Consider the following 19,051-nt stretch of genomic DNA (forward strand, 5'->3'; position numbering starts at 1 on the left):
TTTATTTTGTAGCTTCTGCTTTTTCCAGTTTCTGAAGTTCGGCTTCGTAAATTCTTTTTCTTAAATCGCTGGAAGAAAACCTGTGATCTCTTTTGTTGTAGAAAATCTCAATTCCTTTTTCTTCACAGTATTTTTTACCGGTGAAATCTCTGTCAAGATAATCGTCCCCGATAATTCTCACATCAATTACAAAAGATTTTAAAATATCCAGAAGATCTTCCTCTGTATAATATGGAATAATCTCATCAACAGCATTTACTGCTTTTAACTGAATATATCTTTCTACGATGGTCTGAGTCGGTTTATTTTTGGTTGGGCGATCGTGAGAGGGATCAATCTGCAAACCTACAATAAGGTAGTCACATACGGTTTTTGCTTCTTCAAGCATTTTAATATGCCCTGCGTGAAGCAGGTCGAATGACGAAAACGTGATGCCTATTCTTTGTGTTTTCATATAAATATCGTCTTTTTTGTACAAATTGTTAAGTGTTTCTTGTTTCTAAATATTTCTGCCACTGCCAAACTGTCCGTAATGCTTCTTCTAAAGATGTTTCAGACTTCCAGTTAAGCTCTTTTTGGGCTTTATCTACGTTTGCATAAGCAATTGTAATATCTCCTTCTCTTCTGTCGCAGATCTGGTAAGGAACTTTCACGTCATTTGCTGTTTCGAAAGCTTTTACTACTTCCAGAACCGATGAACCTTTTCCTGTTCCTAAATTAAAAATATCAACAACTGCATGATCAGAATCGTCTGCCATTAATTTTTTCAATGCTGCAACATGGGCTTTAGCCAAATCTACAATATAAATATAATCACGGACAGCCGTTCCGTCTTCGGTAGGGTAATCATTTCCCCAAACATTTAGTTTTTCACGGATTCCTGCCGCAGTTTGCATCACGAAAGGTACTAAATTATTCGGAACTCCAATAGGTAACTCCCCTATTTTTGCTGAAGGATGTGCTCCGATCGGATTGAAATATCTTAATAAAGAAATTTTGCGGTGATATGCTTTTGCAAAGTCAATCAGGATCTCCTCTCCCATCTGCTTTGTCTTTCCGTAAACGCTTTCAGGCATTTTTAACGGAGTATTTTCGTGGATCGGCATTTCATCCGCCTGTCCGTAAACCGTGCAGGAAGAGCTGAAAATAAAGTTTGAAATTCCTCTTTCTTTAAATTCCTGTAAGATATTGATTAATGAAAACAAATTGTTCTCATAGTAATCAACAGGTTTTACCTGGCTTTCGCCCACTGCTTTAAATGCCGCAAAGTTGATACATCCGTCAATTTCATGAGCATCAAAAACCTGCGTTAAAAGTTCTTTTCTTTTTAGATCGAAAGGATAAAAAACAGGTTTCTTTCCTGCAATTTCCTCAATATTTTTTAATATAAATCTCTCGGAATGCGATAAATCATCCACAATAACAACCTCAAAATTGTTATTTAAAAGCTCAACAACTGTATGCGAGCCGATATATCCTAAACCTCCTGTTACGAGTATTGCCATTTTTTATTTTTAAATACTTTGTCAAAGTTAAAAATCTTTGACAAAGTTTAAGTTAATTTCTTTTAAGTGACACTGTATAAAATTTTCACGGTCACCAAATAGCTCCAAAACATCCTTACGCATAATGTTAGTTTCTGCATTGGAAATTATTGCGGGATAAGATGAAAACTTATAAGTATGAAAATTTTCTGGATTTTGATGAATATATACAATTAAATTTCTAAGATAATCATCAGAATCTATATGTATTCTTTTGAAAGGTGACTCAAAAATGGGTCCGCTTCTTTGATATACTTTATTAAAAGACTGAGTATAGCTGCTAATCAATTTGCCAATGGCTTTACTAAAAAAGCCATCTTCGGAATGGAGTCCACTCTTTTTTTCAGAAAAAGCTATTTCTTTGACAGACTTTACTTTGAGGAGAAAATGAAAATGATTTGGCATTAAACAATAAGCATAAATATCAAAATAAGGAACTAAATATACTTTAACTTTCTGAAGAAAATAATTATAATTTTCATTACTTAAGAAAGTGAGTTTAGAATTAATTCCTCTATTAAAAATATGATAAAACTTATCTATTTCCAAATGAGTTACCCTTATCTCCATGGTTATATTTTAACTTTGTCAAAGATTTAAACTTTGACAAAGTTCTCTTTTAATTACTGTGTTCCTATTTCTTCTATTTCGGAAAATTTCATTTTAAATTTATATTTATTATTAAAATAAATAAACGACATGAAAATTATTATAAATATTAAAATCATAATAACATAAATCTGTTTTGTGCTGTTATGATTTGATTTTGAATAATATTTTAGAAATTCATAAAAATTAATAGTCAAAGTAACCAAATAGGTTAGATTAAGATAAAATATCGCTCTTTTAGGCTTTAAGAAAAGTACTGCAATAGCAATCGTATATACAATTACGTATGCAGAATAAAGAGCTAATTGTTCAAATTTACTTTCCTGTACTAATTTATTATCATCATCTATAAATACTAATGCCAATAAACTTAAAAGTGTGAGAACTAAGAATCCGGAATTAAATATAAGATTTAATAAATATAAGATTTTGCTGCTAAAAATTTTCCTTTCCATTTTATCCCATAAACTCCAACACCGCATCCGTAATATACTTCAGCTGCTCATCATCAAGTTCCGTATGCATTGGAAGAGAAATTACCTGATCTAATAATTTATCCGTATTCACAAAATCGGCGTCGTTACTTTCCTGAAAATAGGCTTTTTGCTTTCTTAAAGCCACCGGATAATAGATCATTGCCGGAATTTCCTTTTCAGCTAAGAATTTTTGCAAATCATTACGCTTTCCGTTCAGAATTCTTAAAGTGTACTGGTGGAAAACATGAGTAGAATATTCCGCTCTTTTTGGTGTTAAAATATGTTCATGTCCGGCAAAAGCTTCATCATAATAATCTGCTGCTCTTCCTCTCGCTTCGTTATAGTTATCCAGATGCGGAAGTTTTTTTCTCAAAATAGCAGCCTGAACACTGTCTAATCTTGAATTTACACCCACCTCATCATGATAATATCTTTGGTACATTCCGTGATTTACAATTCCTCTTAAACGGTGCGCCAGATCATCATTATTCGTGAAAATTGCTCCACCGTCTCCATAGCATCCTAAATTTTTAGATGGAAAGAAAGAAGTCGTTCCAACCGTAGACATGGTTCCTGCTTTTTTTACAGTTCCGTCCGAAAATGTGAATTCAGAACCGATTGCCTGTGCATTGTCTTCAATTACATATAAATTATGTTCTTCAGCAATTTTTAAAATTTCTTCCATATTCGCGCACTGCCCAAAAATATGTACGGGAATAATGGCTTTTGTTTTAGGAGTAATAGCTTTTTTAATCGCCTCTGTTGAAATGGTGAAAGTATCATAATCCACATCCACCAAAACAGATTTAAGTTTAAGCAAATGAATAACTTCCACAGTTGCCGCAAAAGTAAAATCTGCCGTGATGATCTCATCACCTTCCTTCAGATCAAGACCCATCAAAGCAATCTGAAGTGCATCAGTTCCGTTTGCACAGGGAATAACATGTTTTACGTCCAGATAGGACTCTAATTCATTCTGGAAAGACTTTACTTCAGGACCATTGATAAAAGCCGCTGAATCCATTACATTTAAAACGGCATTATCCACATCATTTTTTATCTTGTAATACTGACTTTGTAAGTCAACCATTTGAATCTTTTTCATAAATAAATATTTCTGTAAAAATAAGGAATTTAAAATCCCTTCAAAAATTTTATTGATTTTGTTTTATCTTTATACAAAATAAATACATGAAAAAAACTTTACTTTTTTGTCTTTTAGCGGGTTACTCTGCCGGTTTTGCCCAGACGTCGCTTGTTTTTGTATTTTTTAAAGACAAACCGAACAAGGCTGCATTCTATGCAAATCCGTTATCAGAATTATCTCAAAAATCCCTTAACAGACGTACTTCGTTAGGAATTACGCTGAATGATCAGGATGCTCCGATAGAACAGACTTATATTACCAATATTCAGAATTTAGGATTCACCGTAACCGATTATTCAAAATGGCTGAATGGTGTCGCCGTGAATGCAACACCGGCTCAGATTACCATGCTTCAGGCGCAGAATTATGTACTGTCTGTAGAAAGTTTTGCAAGAAATTCGTCAGGAGGAACAAAAATGAGTCATCAGAATAAATGGGACAATCCAATCAACTTGGCTAATAAAAATTTAACCACTTTTGATTATGGTTCTGGTTCTGCACAGATCGACCAGATCAATCTCCGTCCGCTTCATTTGGCAGGTTACACAGGAACAGGAGTTACCATTGCTGTGATTGATTCCGGATTTCCTTACGTAAATACAGGTTCTGCCTATTCAAGATTGTGGACCAACGGGCACATCAAAGGCGGATATGATTTTGTCGCCAAAGGCTCAGACATTTACAATACTTCGCTTAACAATCACGGTTCTGCTGTTCTGGGTGCAATCGGAGGATATATTCAGGATACTTTTGTCGGCTCAGCTCCGGATGCGGATTTTTATCTGTACCGAAGCGAAAATGCAGCAATAGAAATTCCCGAAGAAGAACTGTACTGGATCGAAGCCGCCGAAGAAGCCGACCGTAAAGGAGTGGATATGATTACAACATCTCTGGGCTATGCTACTTTTGATGACCCCAAATACAACTATACTTACGCCAATATGAACGGAACCACTTCCTTTATCGCAAGAGGTGCAGAAATTGCCGTCAACAAAGGAATTCTAACTTTATTCGCAGCAGGAAATTCAGGAGCTCAGACGTGGCATTATATTTTAACTCCGGCAGATAACGCAAAAGTCTTTACCATCGGAGCCGTAGATTCTTCCGGAGCTTCTTCCACCTTCTCATCTTTCGGTCCGAATTCTGCGGGTGTTATAAAACCCGATGCGAGTGCAAGAGGAACCGCCGCAACAAGTGTTATCAATAATAATTCAACCATTTCAGTTAACGGAACATCCATTGCCACTCCCATTGCTGCGGGAGGAGTCGCCTGTCTTATTCAGGCTTTTCCTACCATGAACAGAGATTTAATGAGGGATAAATTAAGACAGAATGCATCACTTTATCCCAATCATACCGATCAGATGGGATTTGGAATTTTAAATTTCGGAGGTCTTTACAATAGCGTTTTAAGCACTTCGGAACTGGTAAAGAAAAACAATATTGCCATTTTCCCGAATCCTGTTAAAAACATTCTGAATGTGGCTTCAGAAAGTGATGTTTTATCTTTGGAAGTTTACGATAACTTAGGAAGATTCATTACAAAAACCAATAATCAAAAATCTGTAAAAGTCGAAGATTTTGCAAAAGGTGTTTATTACCTGAAAATTCAGACGAAGGATAAAATCTACTACGAAAAATTCATAAAAGAATAAACACAGAAAAACCTCTCGCATTGAGAGGTTTTCTTATTATTCCCGAAGGCCGAGCGAAGCCGAAGCCTGATGTCTAATTGCAAATCATCATTCAGTAAAAATCTAAGCAAAATGTTTAGATTCTTCATTCCGTTTCACTGCATTCAGAATGACACACGGATTATTTATTATTAAGCCGAATTTCTGCTCGCATTAATATTTCCGAATAAAGAACGCGTCACAAGTTTTCCGTATGCTTCCAGATCGCCTTCTCCTTTCTGAATTTTCATTAATGCATATTGCTGAATGCTCAACAAAGGCAAAACAATTCTCTCGCGGATTTTCACCGACTTTCTGGAAAGCGGATCTTCTTCCTGTAGCATTTTAAAGCCTGTTAATTCCAGCATGATATTTTTGGAAAGATTGTATTCATCAAACAAAACATTCCAGAATGCACCGAATTTCGGGTTGTTTTTAATATAATACGTCAAAGGAAAATAGGTCTTGTTCATACTCATCATTGAATTTAAAACCAACGTTTTAAAGAAATCCGAACCTCTGTACAATTCTCTTACCTCATCAAATCGTCCCTGTTCTTTCAACTGCTGCATTGCAAAACCGAATCCGAAGAATCCCGGAACATTCTGCTTCAACTGTGACCATGATCCTACAAACGGAATGGCTCTCAAATCCTCAAATTTCAGCTCACTTCCGCCTCCTCTTTTAGACGGACGGCTTCCGATATTTGTTTTTCCGTAATATTCAAGCGTACTCATTTCCTGCAAATAAGGAACAAACATAGGATGTGCTTTCAGATCTGAATATTTTTGATAACTGATTTCGGCCAGTTCGATGATTAACGTCCTTTCTTTTTCCGTTAGTTCTTTTTTCGCATTTTTGAAAACATCATTCTCCACTCCGGCTGTTAAAAGCTGTTCAAAATTATATTTTGCCTGTTCTTTATTTCCGAAAATACTCGTAATCGTCTGTCCCTGAATCGTTAATTCAATTTTATTATTTGCAATAGTTTTCCCCTGTGAGGCATAAAAATCGTGGGTTTTTCCGCCTCCTCTTGCGGGAGGTCCTCCTCGACCGTCGAAAAACACGACTTTAATTCCGTTTTGCTCGGAAAGTTTCGTTAACACTTCTTTGGCTTTATAAATTTCCCAGTTCGCTTTCAGGTAACCGCCATCTTTCGTTCCGTCCGAGAAACCTAACATAATGGTCTGCTGATTTCCTCTTTTTTCCAGATGCTTTTTATAAACAGGATTTTGGTACAATTCGTTCATTACATTCTCTGCGTTGGCAAGACCTTCCATTGTTTCGAAAAGCGGAACGATATCCATATTGATTTCGTCTTCCTGATAACCGCAGACTTTGAAAAACGCATACACATTCATCACATCTTTTACCGCATCGGAATTCGAAATAATATAACGGTTCATACCTCTCAATCCGTTGAGTTGCTGGATTTCTGAAATTTGGGAAACCGTAAGCAAAGTATCTTTTACAATATCTTCAAAATCATCAGGATTTACTTTTTCAGTAACCTGAATTAACTTATTGAATTTTTCTTCCTGTGTTGCATCATTGGCTCCAAATACTTTAGCAAAAACCTCATCAATTACTTTCTGATGGATTCTGCTGTCCTGTCGAACATCCAGAGTCGCAAAATGTGTCCCGAAAATCTTCACACGGTCTTTGAAATTCACCAACTGATCAAGGAACAATGAATTGTGCTGCTCCACAAGGATTTTTTCGGCTTCTTCCAGTCTTTTGATAATATCATCTGCCGTAATCTTTTCATTTCTGAAAATCGCGGAATACAGTTCGTTGCTCAGTTTTGTTAAAACTTCTGAAACACCTCTGAAACTCAGTCTTCTTCGAACCGATTTCAGGTTGTTGTAATAGGCTTTTAAAATTGCAGTATGCAGTTCTTCCGCTACTCTTTTCGTGACTTCTGCTGTTACAAAAGGATTTCCGTCGCGGTCACCTCCCGGCCAGAACCCAAGCTGGATCAGATCTTCATGTAAATGAAAATGATCGTTTTCAAATGTTGTTTTTATTTTCGTGAAAAGTTCTCCGATGGTATCGTAATATACATATCTCAGATAATAAATGATGCTCAACGCTTCATCAATCGGAGTTGGTTTTTCCTTATTGACGAACGGTGTTTTTCCCAACTGCTGCAAAAGCATATCGATATTCGTGATAGAATCGGTTGTAATGGCATTTCTGAGATCGTGAAGAATTCTCTGTACGGAATTCGGGTAAAACTGTGTCGGATGCGCCGTAAATACGATTTTAATGGCAAAATCTTTCAGTTTTTCACGCACTTTTTCCAATTTATGATCCTGAAGCGAACGTTCGTACATATTGGTTACCGTTCCGTTATCACTTTCGGAATGCAGGTTCGGAAATGCAGCATCTTCAATACTGTCAAACAAAACCACCTGTCTTTCAATATATTGGATTATTTTGAAAAGCAGTTCTGTCTTCTGTTCTTCAGTCTGCAGATCGGTATGATTTTTAAAGAATTCTTCAACGATTTCTTCAGGCGTTTTTCCGGCTTCATAGCCGATTTTGCTTTCTTCACAAAGAAACGGAAGCAGCATCCCGATATTCGTCATTTTATCATAAGGCAGGCTCATAAACAATGAATTGTAGATCTGGAACTTATTTTCCACGATCTGCCTGAATTTTTCTGCGCGTTGGTCGTGTATCATATAACAAATGTAGGGGATTTTTAAGAAATTCATTTTAATTCTATTTAAAAAATTCTTTTAAAAATGATAAATTGTCGTAATTTCGATTTATTATCATTAAATAACAAAATGCATCAAATCAAGAAAGAATATGACTTTTTTATAAGTCATGCATCAGAAGATAAAGAAACATTTGTAAGACCATTAGCCGAAGAACTATTGAAATTAGGTTTTAAAGTTTGGTATGACGAGCTAACATTAAAATTTGGAGATTCCCTATTTGAAGAAATTTCTAATGGAATTAAAAAATCAAATTATGGTCTAGTAATAATTAGTGAAAACTTCTTAAGAAAAGAATGGACTAAAAAAGAATTAAATGGATTAATTTCAAAAGAAATTTTCAATAAAGAAAAGACTATTTTACCTATTTGGTTAAATATTTCTTTTGACTCTATATATGATTTTTCACCTTTATTAGCTGATAAAGTATCAATTCAAGTCATAAATAATGAAATTGACAAAGTCGTAAAAAAAATTTTAGAATTAGAGAACACACGTATTATCGAATGTGACGAAGTAAAAAAAAAGTTCAATTTTTGATAAATTGTAATGAATTTGAACGTAAAAAATATATAATTGATACTGAAACTCGAATTAAAAATTTAGTTCATTTTGAGGAAGCATTTTTCGATTGGTATTGTTCTGATGAAAATTTAGAAGACGAATTTTTAGAAGAAAAGAAGAAACGAGAATTATTAAATCAATATAATTTACCGCTTAATATCACCTATAATCCAGAATTTACACCGTCTCGTGATATGAATTTAATGATTCGCCTAACAAAAAAGTGGATTTCAAAAAAAGCTTCGATTAAAGAAATTTATGAAATGATTTTTTTAATTGATTGGTATCATGAACTTGATTTACCGTATATTTTATGGGAATTTCCGAATGATTCTCTACATGATTCCGAAACATATGATTTTTGCTTTTGGGCTCCTTATCTTATAAATGAAAAGAAAAAAATATCCCACGAAACAATTCGAAAGGAAAGTGTAAAAGTGTGGAGTGAATATTTTGACAATGGTCTTAATCCCATTGTATTGAAAGAACTCAATATAGATCTTCACAGTTACCATTAATTATTTCTAAAGCTTAATCACCAATCTGAATCCCATGAGAAAAATACTCCTATTCTTACTTCCCCTTCTCCTTTTCTCCGCCTGTGGCGAAGACTGCTACAATGCGCCACAGCCGATTGCTTTTAAATTTGTGGATTCCAACGATGTGAATCTGATTACAGACGGAACGCTTACCAATTATTCGGTGAAGGAGGAAAACCAGACCAATATTCAGCTTACGAAAACCAATGATGATATGGTTATTCTGGAAAACGTGGGTGCTTACAACGGAACGAAAAATTATACTTTTACTTCCAATATTAAAAATTTCACTTTTACGATCCAGTCATCGGAGTTTAAAGGCGGCTGTAATGGTTTTCAGATCAACAAACTTACTTTTACTGGCATCGGAATTGATGTGAAAGACGAGAACGGCTACTACAAAATTATTTTCCAGTAAATTTCTGTTCGCTACATTTGCAAAAACAAAAGAATGAAAGTATTATTTCCGGTTTTACTGCTTTGCTCAGGTTGGATATTCAGCCAGAAAACCGTTCCTTCAGACTTCAAAAAAATTCCGGAAATCCTTGATAATACAGAACTGCTCTACCCTTTTATCGTTCCGGATAAAAAATACGAATACTGGAGTGTTCTCAGAAATAATCCCGATCCCGATAAAGCCATTGTTTACGAAAGCCAGATGCCCGATTTGATGACGTTGAATGATCCTGCTCCCGAAAAAGGATTTTTTCAGAAATGTCTCGGCGAAAATTGCTTTTCCTATATTTTAGCCTGTGAAAAAAGCCGTTCGAAATACTTTTCAAACGAACAGCAGCTAAGAGATTTTATCGGATTTGTAGACAATCTTCCGGAAGCTATTTTAATTGCGAATACTTTCGGATATTCGGTTGACAGTTCCAATCAACTAGGGAGTGCATATAAAATTGAAGATCAGCACATTTCACTGTATCTTTCAAAATCTAAAAACAATTCTGAAACTAAGGAATCTTTTTTCATTAAAATCAATAGAAAAACAGGAAAATTGGAGGTAAAAAGTAATGGAGCTTATTAAAGTTTTTTTGTCATTCTGAATGAAATTTTGCGAAGCATTATTCAATAATTAATCTATTGAAAATGAAATCTTAAATATTAAACACACATACTTTTTCAACCACAAAAGCCACAAAAGATTTTTAGGCTTAATTAAAGTTAACAATCATAATAGAGAAAGCACACAATAGTTTTTAAAAATCTCTGATTTTTATTCTTTTGAGAGCCTTTATTATTCTGAAATTTGGCTTTATCATCATCTTTTGTGACTTGTGTAGTTAACTTCCTCTGTCATTCTGAATGAAATTTTGCGAAGCATTATGCAATGAAGAATCTATCTTAATATGAGATTTTTCGACTCCACTTCGTTGCGCTCAAAATGACAGTATCGCACATTAAATACAAGAATTTTATTCGACACATAGTCACATAAGATTTTAAAATGCTTCTAAGCTTTATGTCAGAACACATTAGTTTTTGAAAATCTTTGATTTTCTTCTTATGTGATCTTTAAATGGTTATTCAACAAAATTCAATAGTTTTAATAAAAGAGAATCATTAAAATTTTAAAACTTTATTAACTTAGTTTTTGTGTGGTATTGCGTAATTTTGAATTCAAATAAATTTAAGAACAATGCTTAATTTCGAACTAAAAAATCCAACCAAAATACTTTTCGGAAAAGGTGAAATTGCTAAAATTTCAAAAGAAATTCCCGCAGATGCCAAAATTTTAATGATTTACGGAGGCGGAAGCATCAAAAACAACGGTGTTTACGATCAGGTAAAAGAAGCTTTAAAAGATCATGAAGTGCATGAATTCGGCGGAGTTCCAGCCAATCCGGAATATGAAGTATTAATTAATGCTTTAAGCTTTATCAAAGAAAATAATATTACTTTTCTCTTGGCTGTCGGAGGCGGATCTGTAATCGACGGAACGAAATTTCTTTCCGCTGCTGCAAATTACGATGGAGAACCGTGGGAAATCCTTACGAAACCTGTAAGAACTTTTGAAGGCGAAGGAATGCCTTTCGGAACTGTTCTTACGCTTCCTGCAACCGGTTCTGAGATGAATTCGGGGTACGTGATTTCGAGAAGAGAAACCAACGAAAAATTGTCTTCGGGAGGTCCCGGATTATTCCCGCAATTCTCGGTTCTGGATCCGGAAGTGGTGAGATCTATTCCGCAAAGACAGATCGTTAACGGTTTAACGGATGCTTATACTCACGTTCTGGAACAATATATGACGGCTCCTTCTTCTGCGGATCTTCAGGAAAGAATTGCAGAAAGTATTCTGATCAGTATACAGGAAACCGCTCCGAAAGTTCTGGCGGAGGAATTTGATTATGACGCAGCCGGAAATTTCATGTGGTGCTGTACAATGGCTCTTAACGGACTGATTCAGAAAGGTGTGATTACAGACTGGGCGGTTCACGCGATGGGACACGAACTGACGGCTTATTTCGGGATCGATCACGCAAGAACTTTAGCCATTATTGCGCCATCGCATTACCGTTATAATTTTGAAACCAAAAAAGGTAAACTGGCTCAGTACGCAGAAAGAGTCTGGGGAATTAAAGACGGAACACTGGAAGAAAAGGCAGAACTGGGAATCAAAAAGCTGGAAGAATTCTTCCACAGCCTTCATATTGATACGAAACTTTCTGATTACACAGAAGATTATAAAGGAACTGCTGAAAGAGTGGAAAAAACTTTTACAGAGAGAAACTGGCTTGGTTTGGGAGAATACAGAAAACTGACTCCTCAAGATGCTTCTAAAATTGTGGAAATGAGCTATTAAAAGCCGAAAGTTTCAGATCCGAAGAGGGAAGTTTATTGCTATGCTGTAAAAAATAAAACAGACAGGAATAAATTTTCACCTTACAATTTTTGTTCCAATTTGCTTTTTCTGTAATCAATCGTTTAAAAAACCTTAATTTCATTAGAGATATTTCAAATTTATTTATATTTTAGCATATTCTTAAATTTGTAAAAATGAAAAAACAATTACTTTTATTTGCCTTTTCAGCGTTAGCGCTTACTTCATGTAACGATGATGATATCCAGGGTTATGAAATGGATATGATGAAAGGTGATTGGAAGATCAGTAAAAAAGAAACGATATCAGGAAAAGACGATAAATTTGTAATCGGTACTTCAACGCCAACAGGATGTTCTGTGAATGACAAACTGGAGTTCAGAACAGATTATTATACCTCTTTTACAACGTATGGAGGAACTGGTACAAACTGTAATGTTGTGGCGAAAGTAGAAGGGAAATATGAGTACAATTCTGAAACAAAAGATTTAACGGTTACTTATACCAACACGAGCCCGGTGAAATACAGAATTGTAATTCTTACGAGCTCTGAGATGAGAATAAAGCAAATGTCCGGCAACATAGACCAAAACGGTGATACGATACCGGATGCGGAATATATTACCTACAAAAGATAAAAAAGAAAACTCTCGAAAATTTCGGGAGTTTTTTCTTGAAAAGAAATTTTAATATTCAACTAAAACTATTAAAACAATGAAGAAGATTTTTTCGGCATTTCTGATGCTGACTTTTGCCCTGTTTTTTGCACAGGAAAAACCGATGTTCTGGCAGGACATTCAAAATTTTAAGAAACTGAATCTGGAAAATCCTCCGGCTAAAAATGCAATTCTTTTAGTAGGAAGTTCGTCTTTCACAAAATGGACGGATATCGCGAATTACTTTCCGGATAAAACCATTATCAACAGAGGTTTCGGAGGTTCAAGATTAACGGATCTGAATGATTATGCAGATGATCTTTTAAATCCTTATCAGCCCAAACAGATCATCATTTACTGTGGTGAGAATGATTTTGCTGACAACGACAAATTGAAAGCTGATGTTGTAGTGGAAAGATTTAAAGCATTCTATAAAAAAATCCGCACAAAATTCCCGAAAATTGAAGTGGATTATATTTCCATCAAATATTCTCCGAGCCGCGAAAAACTTTGGCCACAAATGAAGGAAGCCAATAAAAAGATTGCCAATTTCATGAAAAAACAACCGAATTCAGCGTTTATTGACATCACAAAGGTAATGCAGGATGAAAACGGAAATGTAAGAAAAGACCTTTTTGTGGAAGATATGCTTCACATGACACCGGAAGGCTACAGATTATGGACTTCTGTGATGAATCCTTATATGAAATAAAATGAGAGAATCTACCCGAAACCTTCCGATTTTTAAAAAAGCACAGGAAATCTACGAAACTCTAAAAGTGATAACAGATTTATTTCCTGAGGATAATGATTATCTCCAGACACTGAAATCGCATCTTCTTGAAGACAGCATGATTATTCAGGCAAAAATATCCGGTGCGGAAGCCGTAAAACTGTATGACATTAAGATGGAAAATGCAGCGATCATAAGAAAAGCAGCAAGAAGCATTATGGTAAGCGGAAATACACTGGAAATGATGGGATTTACAGATGCAAAATATTACACAATTATAAGAAATCTTACCGAAGAATTCAGGCTTTTATTCGTCGACTGGGTTTCAGGATTTAATCCTAAACATTTTATTGTGGACAATTGGGGATTGTTTAATCCTCCGGGAATTTCGCATGATTATGTTCAGCGGGATGATGAACTGAATTTTCTTGATGAGGATGAAGAATAAAAAATGAGCTGTTTTAGTATTGAAGCAGCTTTTTTGTTGATAAATTAATTTAAACTTATAGCTGGAATATGGGTTTATTTAAAGTATTCAAACGTCTGCAAAGAAAAAAAACTTTGATTTTTTTTTAACTTATGTGCTCTTTTTTTCCACTTAAGTATTAAGCTTAAATAACTAATGTGTTAAAATCTTTTGCATCTTTTTGCGGTTAAAAAGCTTAAACAAACTCGATGATTATTTTATTGAAAGATTTTTTTTGTGTGAAAAGTTTTTTTCCTTTTCTTTGCAGCCTTAAAAATTAGTTTAAACCATGAAAAAAATCTTATTTCTTGCTGTTTCGGCAGGTTTTCTTTTCACAGCCTGCAAAAGTGATGATGACGATGTATATGCATCTGTTGTAGGAGTCTGGAAGCCTTCCAGAGAAATGGCAGTTTCCGGAAAAAACGGAAGTACTATTTATAATGATCCTTCTTCAAGCTGCTACAAAAAAAGTACGTTTGATTTTAAATCGAACAACACAATGGTAAGCAACATTTTTGATGAAGGAATGAGCGGAAATTGTGAAAATCTGGGAACAGATACTTCTTCTTATTCTTATGACCCGCTAAACAAGCAGATCGTTATAGACGGTGAATCCAGTGAAGTTCTAAAGCTTACCAATTATGAAATGCATATTGTTTCAGATTACAGTGATGAAGACGGAGACGGAATTGACGACAAAATAGTTCTTGTCCTGATCCGATAAAAATGCAAACTCCCGAAAAATTTCGGGAGTTTTTTTATTTCTTCTTTTTAGATTTAGAGATTGATTTCTGCTGTGCTCTGTTGGCTCCAAATTTTTTGGGTGCTTTTCTTTTGGAAGGTCCGCCCCAGTTTTCTTTGGTATTTTTCGCTTTCTTTTCATGAAAAGCTCCTCCTCCTTCATTTAGTTTTACCTTCACAGGATTTTTCATGATTACCGTTTCTTCCTCTGAAGCAATCTTTTTAGGATTTATTTTTACTTCTTGCGGGAAATCGATGTATTTCAGTTCCTTATCCATTAATAATTCTATGTCAAGAGCTAAAGTTTCTTCTTTTTTGGTGACGAAAGTTATGGCTTTACCATCTTTGTCCGCTCTACCCGTTCTACCGATTCTGTGAATATACTGTTCAGGAATATCCGGCGTTTCAAAATTGATAACATGGGTAATATCCGAAATATCAAGACCTCTTGCCATGACATCTGTCGTAATCAACCCTTTGATCTCTTCATTTTCAAAGCTTTTCATTGCTTTCAGTCTGTAATTCTGCGATTTATTGGAGTGGATCACATCAAACTGCTCAGGAAAAAGTTCATCAATTTTTGTAAATAAAAGATCTGCATTTCTTTTATTATTGGTGAAAATCAATACTTTGGACATATCGGTATCGGTTTTCAGCAAATGCTCCAATAGATTGATCTTGGTGTTGAAATTCTCTACTTTGTAAGCAGTCTGCTCAATTTTTTCAAGCGGCGTTCCGGATTTTGCCAGTGAAATTTCGACAGGGCTTGCAAAATATTCATCCAGCATTTCATCAACAGCTTCCGTCATGGTTGCAGAAAAAAGAATATTCTGTTTTTTCTCTTTCATCATTTCGAAAATATGCGTCAGCTGTGGTCTGAAACCAAGGTTCAGCATTTCGTCAAACTCATCAATAATCAGTTTCTGAACTTCCTTTAAAGAAATGGCATTATCGATCGCCAAATCCATTACTCTTCCGGGAGTTCCTACCAGAATATCACATCCGTTATCAAATAACAATTTCTGGGTATTGATGTTTTTTCCTCCGTAAATCCCGATTACTCTTGCAGTGGTATTTTCCGTCAGTTTTTCTACAATCTCTGCAACCTGTACCACCAATTCTCTCGTAGGAACAAGCACCAAAACCGTAGGATTCCCCGATCTATTGTATTTCCATGTTTTAAGAACAGGTAAAAGATACGCCAGAGTTTTTCCTGTTCCCGTCTGTGCAATTCCCATTACATCACGTCCGGAAAGTATGGGTTTTAAGCTCTTTTCCTGAATAGGAGTAGGTTCAAATAAATTAAGATCTGCTAAAACATCAAGAATTTTAACCGGAAGGTCAAAATCTGCAAAAGTGAGTTTTTCCATTTTGCAAAGATAGACAATTAATTTTTGAAGCCCTTATTTTGCATTCCTGCTTTCATTAATAATTTTCTCGCGGTGTTTTTTGCCCCAATCCTGAATATGAACCAATACAGGTTTTAATGTAAGACCATACTCCGTCATTTCATATTCTACCGTCACAGGAACAGTTGCAATAGCCGTTCTGGTTATCAGCCCGTTTATTTCCAAATCTTTTAGTTCAAGACTAAGCATTTTGGGCGTAATCTTTCCGATATCTCCCAATAAGTCTTTAAATCTCTTTTTTCCGCTGCATAAACTATATAAAATGGGAAACTTCCATTTTCCGCCAATAACTTCCAGTGCATCCATTACCGGCTGAATTTCTATTTTCTCTTGCATTGCCTATTATTTAAATAACTATATTAAAGTATACTAATATACATTTTATACACTTATTGCAAAAGTATAGTAAGCATTTTAATTTTGCAATACATATTTAAAATAACAAAACAAATGAATACAACAAAATTCACATCAGACAACACCGCTTTATTGCTTATAGATCACCAAGTGGGAACAATGAAACTCATCAAAAATATTCCTCTGGAAGAAGTTGAAAAGAAAACACTGGCTTTGGCAAAAATGGCAAAAGTTCTTAATATTCCTGTTATATTTACAGGCAGTCAGGAATATGCCGCACAAGGACCTTTAATGCCCGCATTAGCAGAAATTCTTCCTGAGGCATTCGAAAAAAGAATAAAAAGAGAAGGAATTGTAAACTGTTGGGAGCATACAGATTTTCGGGATGCAGTCTTGGCAACGGGAAAGAAAAATTTAATTATGGCAGGAGTAACAACGGATGTCTGTCTTGTTTATCCGGCTATCAGTGCTGTTGAAGAAGGTTTTAATGTACAGGCTGTAATGGATGCATCCGGTTCTCCGTTTGATTTAAGTGAAAAACTAAGCCAGCAGAGAATGGCAAAAGCAGGAGTTGTTTTAACTGCCACTAATACGCTTATGGCAGAAATTGCTGAAGACTGGGCAAGACCGGAAGGCGGAGAATTATTAGGTATCTTGTTTTCTGATGTTTTACCATCTATGGCATAAATTAAGAATAAATGGGTTCTCAATTTAAGGATTCATTTATTTTTTTTTTAATAACTTTTTTATGTTCACAATAAATAAAGCTTCTGAAAGACAAAAAGCCGGACACGGAGATTTTCATATTAATATTGTAATTCCCGGAAGAAATACGGCTGATCATGATCTTGGATTTTATAATTTAGGCAGATTTGATGATGCTCATCTTAAACCGGGCGCATTTGTAGGGATGCATCCTCACAAAAATGACGAAATACTTACGCTGATGCGAAGCGGTACAATGCTCCACAAAGACAGCACGGGTAAGGAAATCGCAGTAACACCGGAGAATTTAATGCTGATGAATGCAGGAAGCGGTATTTATCACGAAGAAAGTATTCCTGCTGAGAGATTTACAGAAGATGTACGGCTTTTGCAGATTTTTATAAGACCTGAGAACGAAGACGATCTGCCACAGGTACAGTTTGCCAATGCCGGAAAATTAAGCAAGAATGAATGGCGGCTCGTAGCAGGTGTAAAAGGCAGTAATGCATCGCTTGAAATCAAAAGCAATATTTTGGTGTATGATATGGAAGCGGAAAAAAACAACATCAGATTACCCGATTCGTATTTTGAAAACTCTGTATATTTTATTTATATTTTCGACGGAAAAGTGAATGTAAATGAAACTTTCTTGCAGCAAGGTGACAGCGTCATTCTTGATAATAAGTCCCAAATTTTATCTGTAGATGAAACCTGCATACTTGTTTGTTTTGAAATTGATAAAAACTCAAAGTTTACAAGAAACGGAATGTATAGCGGAATGAAAAGATAAACAAAAAGGCTGAAATTTTAAACTTCAGCCTTTTTTATAATTTATCTTTTCAAAATCTTAAAAGCCATATCTCTTCCGTAACCTTGCATAATGGCGAGATTGATCCACGAAAGTGCAAATTTTTCCAGCAGTTCTACTTTATCCGCTTTTCCAAAGTCTGTACAGGAAGCAAAACCACAATCCAAAGCAAGCCTTTTAGCGACTTCTTTTGCTTTTTCGCTGTCTCCTGCCATAAACATATCGATTCCTTCACCATTGTATATCGGATCGAGCATATTTTCAAAACCTGTTGTGTTAAAACATTTTACGATTTCTGCGTTGGTTTTATCTGCCAAAGCGTGATACACTGTTTTGTAAGGTTCCGGAGACTTCATTACTGCATTGGTAGCATCAATAATTACTTTTCCCGAAACATCGCCTAACTGTTCAATCACTTCAAAAATCGCCGTTGGAGGTGTTGCGATAAGAATTACTTCACACTGCTTCACCGCATTTTCGATCACCGCAAAGCGATCTTCCCCGATTTTTGTTGCAAGGGAAATATTTTTTTCACTTAAAGGAAATTGCGCGCCTATTAAAACAGTATGACCCGCTTTTATCCATTGTTGAGCCAAAGCTCCGCCAACATTTCCGGAGCCGATGATTGCTATATTCATACTTTTAGTTTAACGTGAAATTTACGGTAATTTTTGCATTCAGCAGTTTAGAAACCGGACAATTGGCTTCAGCATCTTTTACAAGCTCCTCAAATTTCTCAGCTTCAATTCCGGAAACTTTTGCTGCCAAAGTAATGTTAGACTGAGTAATGCTTCCATCTTCCAGAACGATTTCACAATCAGTTTTCAATTCATCTGCCGAAAAACCTGCAGCCTGTAAATTAAACGCCAGTTTCATACTGAAGCAACCGGCGTGAGCTGCAGCAATCAGTTCTTCAGGATTCGTTCCTATTCCGTCAGCAAAACGAGAATTAAAACCATATTGGGTTTCGTTTAAAACTGTACTTTGTGTTGTAAGATTTCCTTTTCCGTCTTTCCCGGTTCCGCTCCACACTGCGGTTGATTTTCTTTTGATCTGCATATATTTTATTTAATC

At 35.4% G+C, this 19,051-nt stretch carries 22 protein-coding genes; 12 read left to right on the plus strand and 10 right to left on the minus strand.

Going from position 1 to position 19,051, the window contains the following annotated elements:
• Position 1 precedes the first annotated feature (1 nt).
• The 5 genes from AC52CF_RS12940 to AC52CF_RS12960 are packed head-to-tail and all read right to left on the minus strand — an operon-like array spanning position 2 to position 3,734.
• Positions 2-454 (minus strand): adenylyltransferase/cytidyltransferase family protein, encoded by a 453-nt coding sequence (locus tag AC52CF_RS12940; protein WP_290265753.1) that lies wholly within the window; start codon positions 452-454, stop codon positions 2-4.
• A gap of 28 nt (positions 455-482) precedes the next feature.
• Positions 483-1,505 carry a UDP-glucose 4-epimerase GalE gene (gene galE / locus AC52CF_RS12945; protein ID WP_214589319.1) on the minus strand — a complete coding sequence of 341 codons (1,023 nt, stop codon included), beginning with the start codon at positions 1,503-1,505 and terminating at the stop codon, positions 483-485.
• A 27-nt stretch (positions 1,506-1,532) separates the two neighbouring features.
• Positions 1,533-2,114: a transposase gene (locus tag AC52CF_RS12950; protein WP_375181765.1), complete on the minus strand. Its 582-nt coding sequence runs from the start codon at positions 2,112-2,114 to the stop codon at positions 1,533-1,535.
• Between the two features lie 53 nt (positions 2,115-2,167).
• Positions 2,168-2,608: a hypothetical protein gene (locus AC52CF_RS12955; protein ID WP_214589317.1), complete on the minus strand. Its 441-nt coding sequence runs from the start codon at positions 2,606-2,608 to the stop codon at positions 2,168-2,170.
• A gap of 1 nt (position 2,609) precedes the next feature.
• Positions 2,610-3,734, minus strand: a complete 1,125-nt coding sequence (locus tag AC52CF_RS12960; RefSeq protein ID WP_214589316.1) for a DegT/DnrJ/EryC1/StrS family aminotransferase — start codon at positions 3,732-3,734, stop codon at positions 2,610-2,612.
• Between the two features lie 86 nt (positions 3,735-3,820).
• On the opposite strand from AC52CF_RS12960, the gene AC52CF_RS12965 reads away from it, so the two are divergent.
• A complete protein-coding gene (locus AC52CF_RS12965) occupies positions 3,821-5,431 on the plus strand; it encodes a S8 family peptidase (RefSeq protein WP_496517235.1) in 1,611 nt (536 codons plus the stop codon).
• A gap of 170 nt (positions 5,432-5,601) precedes the next feature.
• Here the strand turns inward: AC52CF_RS12965 and AC52CF_RS12970 are convergent, their stop codons facing one another.
• Entirely contained in the window at positions 5,602-8,136 is a 2,535-nt protein-coding gene (locus AC52CF_RS12970) for a phosphoenolpyruvate carboxylase (protein WP_496517236.1), read from the minus strand.
• Positions 8,137-8,244: 108 nt separating this feature from the next.
• Here AC52CF_RS12970 and AC52CF_RS12975 point away from each other — a divergent pair, with 108 nt between their 5' ends.
• From AC52CF_RS12975 to AC52CF_RS13015, 9 genes are all read left to right on the plus strand, one after another.
• Positions 8,245-8,715, plus strand: a complete 471-nt coding sequence (locus AC52CF_RS12975) for a toll/interleukin-1 receptor domain-containing protein (protein ID WP_271161002.1) — start codon at positions 8,245-8,247, stop codon at positions 8,713-8,715.
• Positions 8,712-9,257 carry a hypothetical protein gene (locus AC52CF_RS12980; protein ID WP_271161001.1) on the plus strand — a complete coding sequence of 182 codons (546 nt, stop codon included), beginning with the start codon at positions 8,712-8,714 and terminating at the stop codon, positions 9,255-9,257. The genes AC52CF_RS12975 and AC52CF_RS12980 overlap by 4 nt, the downstream gene beginning before the upstream one ends.
• Before the next feature lie 34 nt (positions 9,258-9,291).
• Positions 9,292-9,696 carry a hypothetical protein gene (locus tag AC52CF_RS12985; protein ID WP_375182266.1) on the plus strand — a complete coding sequence of 135 codons (405 nt, stop codon included), beginning with the start codon at positions 9,292-9,294 and terminating at the stop codon, positions 9,694-9,696.
• Positions 9,697-9,729: 33 nt separating this feature from the next.
• The gene (locus AC52CF_RS12990) at positions 9,730-10,308 is read left to right on the plus strand and encodes a hypothetical protein (protein ID WP_375182267.1); all 579 of its coding nucleotides are present in this window, start codon (positions 9,730-9,732) and stop codon (positions 10,306-10,308) included.
• A 612-nt stretch (positions 10,309-10,920) separates the two neighbouring features.
• On the plus strand, positions 10,921-12,084 hold the full coding sequence (locus tag AC52CF_RS12995; protein ID WP_214589309.1) for an iron-containing alcohol dehydrogenase: 1,164 nt from the start codon (positions 10,921-10,923) through the stop codon (positions 12,082-12,084).
• Positions 12,085-12,278: 194 nt separating this feature from the next.
• On the plus strand, positions 12,279-12,740 hold the full coding sequence (locus tag AC52CF_RS13000; protein WP_214589308.1) for a lipocalin-like domain-containing protein: 462 nt from the start codon (positions 12,279-12,281) through the stop codon (positions 12,738-12,740).
• A 76-nt stretch (positions 12,741-12,816) separates the two neighbouring features.
• Positions 12,817-13,470, plus strand: a complete 654-nt coding sequence (locus tag AC52CF_RS13005; protein WP_214589307.1) for a GDSL-type esterase/lipase family protein — start codon at positions 12,817-12,819, stop codon at positions 13,468-13,470.
• A gap of 1 nt (position 13,471) precedes the next feature.
• On the plus strand, positions 13,472-13,939 hold the full coding sequence (locus tag AC52CF_RS13010; protein ID WP_076393506.1) for a hypothetical protein: 468 nt from the start codon (positions 13,472-13,474) through the stop codon (positions 13,937-13,939).
• A gap of 307 nt (positions 13,940-14,246) precedes the next feature.
• Positions 14,247-14,681: a lipocalin family protein gene (locus AC52CF_RS13015; RefSeq protein WP_214589306.1), complete on the plus strand. Its 435-nt coding sequence runs from the start codon at positions 14,247-14,249 to the stop codon at positions 14,679-14,681.
• Positions 14,682-14,715: 34 nt separating this feature from the next.
• Here AC52CF_RS13015 and AC52CF_RS13020 read toward each other — a convergent pair whose 3' ends face one another.
• Together AC52CF_RS13020 and AC52CF_RS13025 are read right to left on the minus strand one after the other, a co-directional pair.
• Positions 14,716-16,068, minus strand: a complete 1,353-nt coding sequence (locus tag AC52CF_RS13020; RefSeq protein WP_214589305.1) for a DEAD/DEAH box helicase — start codon at positions 16,066-16,068, stop codon at positions 14,716-14,718.
• 33 nt (positions 16,069-16,101) lie between these two features.
• The gene (locus AC52CF_RS13025) at positions 16,102-16,443 is read right to left on the minus strand and encodes a winged helix-turn-helix transcriptional regulator (RefSeq protein WP_214589304.1); all 342 of its coding nucleotides are present in this window, start codon (positions 16,441-16,443) and stop codon (positions 16,102-16,104) included.
• A gap of 114 nt (positions 16,444-16,557) precedes the next feature.
• Between AC52CF_RS13025 and AC52CF_RS13030 the strand changes: the two genes are divergently transcribed.
• Together AC52CF_RS13030 and AC52CF_RS13035 are read left to right on the plus strand one after the other, a co-directional pair.
• On the plus strand, positions 16,558-17,151 hold the full coding sequence (locus AC52CF_RS13030) for an isochorismatase family protein (RefSeq protein ID WP_214589303.1): 594 nt from the start codon (positions 16,558-16,560) through the stop codon (positions 17,149-17,151).
• A 61-nt stretch (positions 17,152-17,212) separates the two neighbouring features.
• Positions 17,213-17,959, plus strand: a complete 747-nt coding sequence (locus AC52CF_RS13035; RefSeq protein WP_214589302.1) for a pirin family protein — start codon at positions 17,213-17,215, stop codon at positions 17,957-17,959.
• Between the two features lie 41 nt (positions 17,960-18,000).
• Here AC52CF_RS13035 and AC52CF_RS13040 read toward each other — a convergent pair whose 3' ends face one another.
• Positions 18,001-18,615, minus strand: coding sequence for an NADPH-dependent F420 reductase (locus tag AC52CF_RS13040; RefSeq protein WP_214589301.1), 615 nt, complete (start codon positions 18,613-18,615; stop codon positions 18,001-18,003).
• 4 nt (positions 18,616-18,619) lie between these two features.
• Positions 18,620-19,030 carry an OsmC family protein gene (locus AC52CF_RS13045; protein WP_214591061.1) on the minus strand — a complete coding sequence of 137 codons (411 nt, stop codon included), beginning with the start codon at positions 19,028-19,030 and terminating at the stop codon, positions 18,620-18,622.
• Positions 19,031-19,051 lie beyond the last annotated feature (21 nt).

Source organism: Chryseobacterium sp. 2P, from assembly GCF_059579425.1.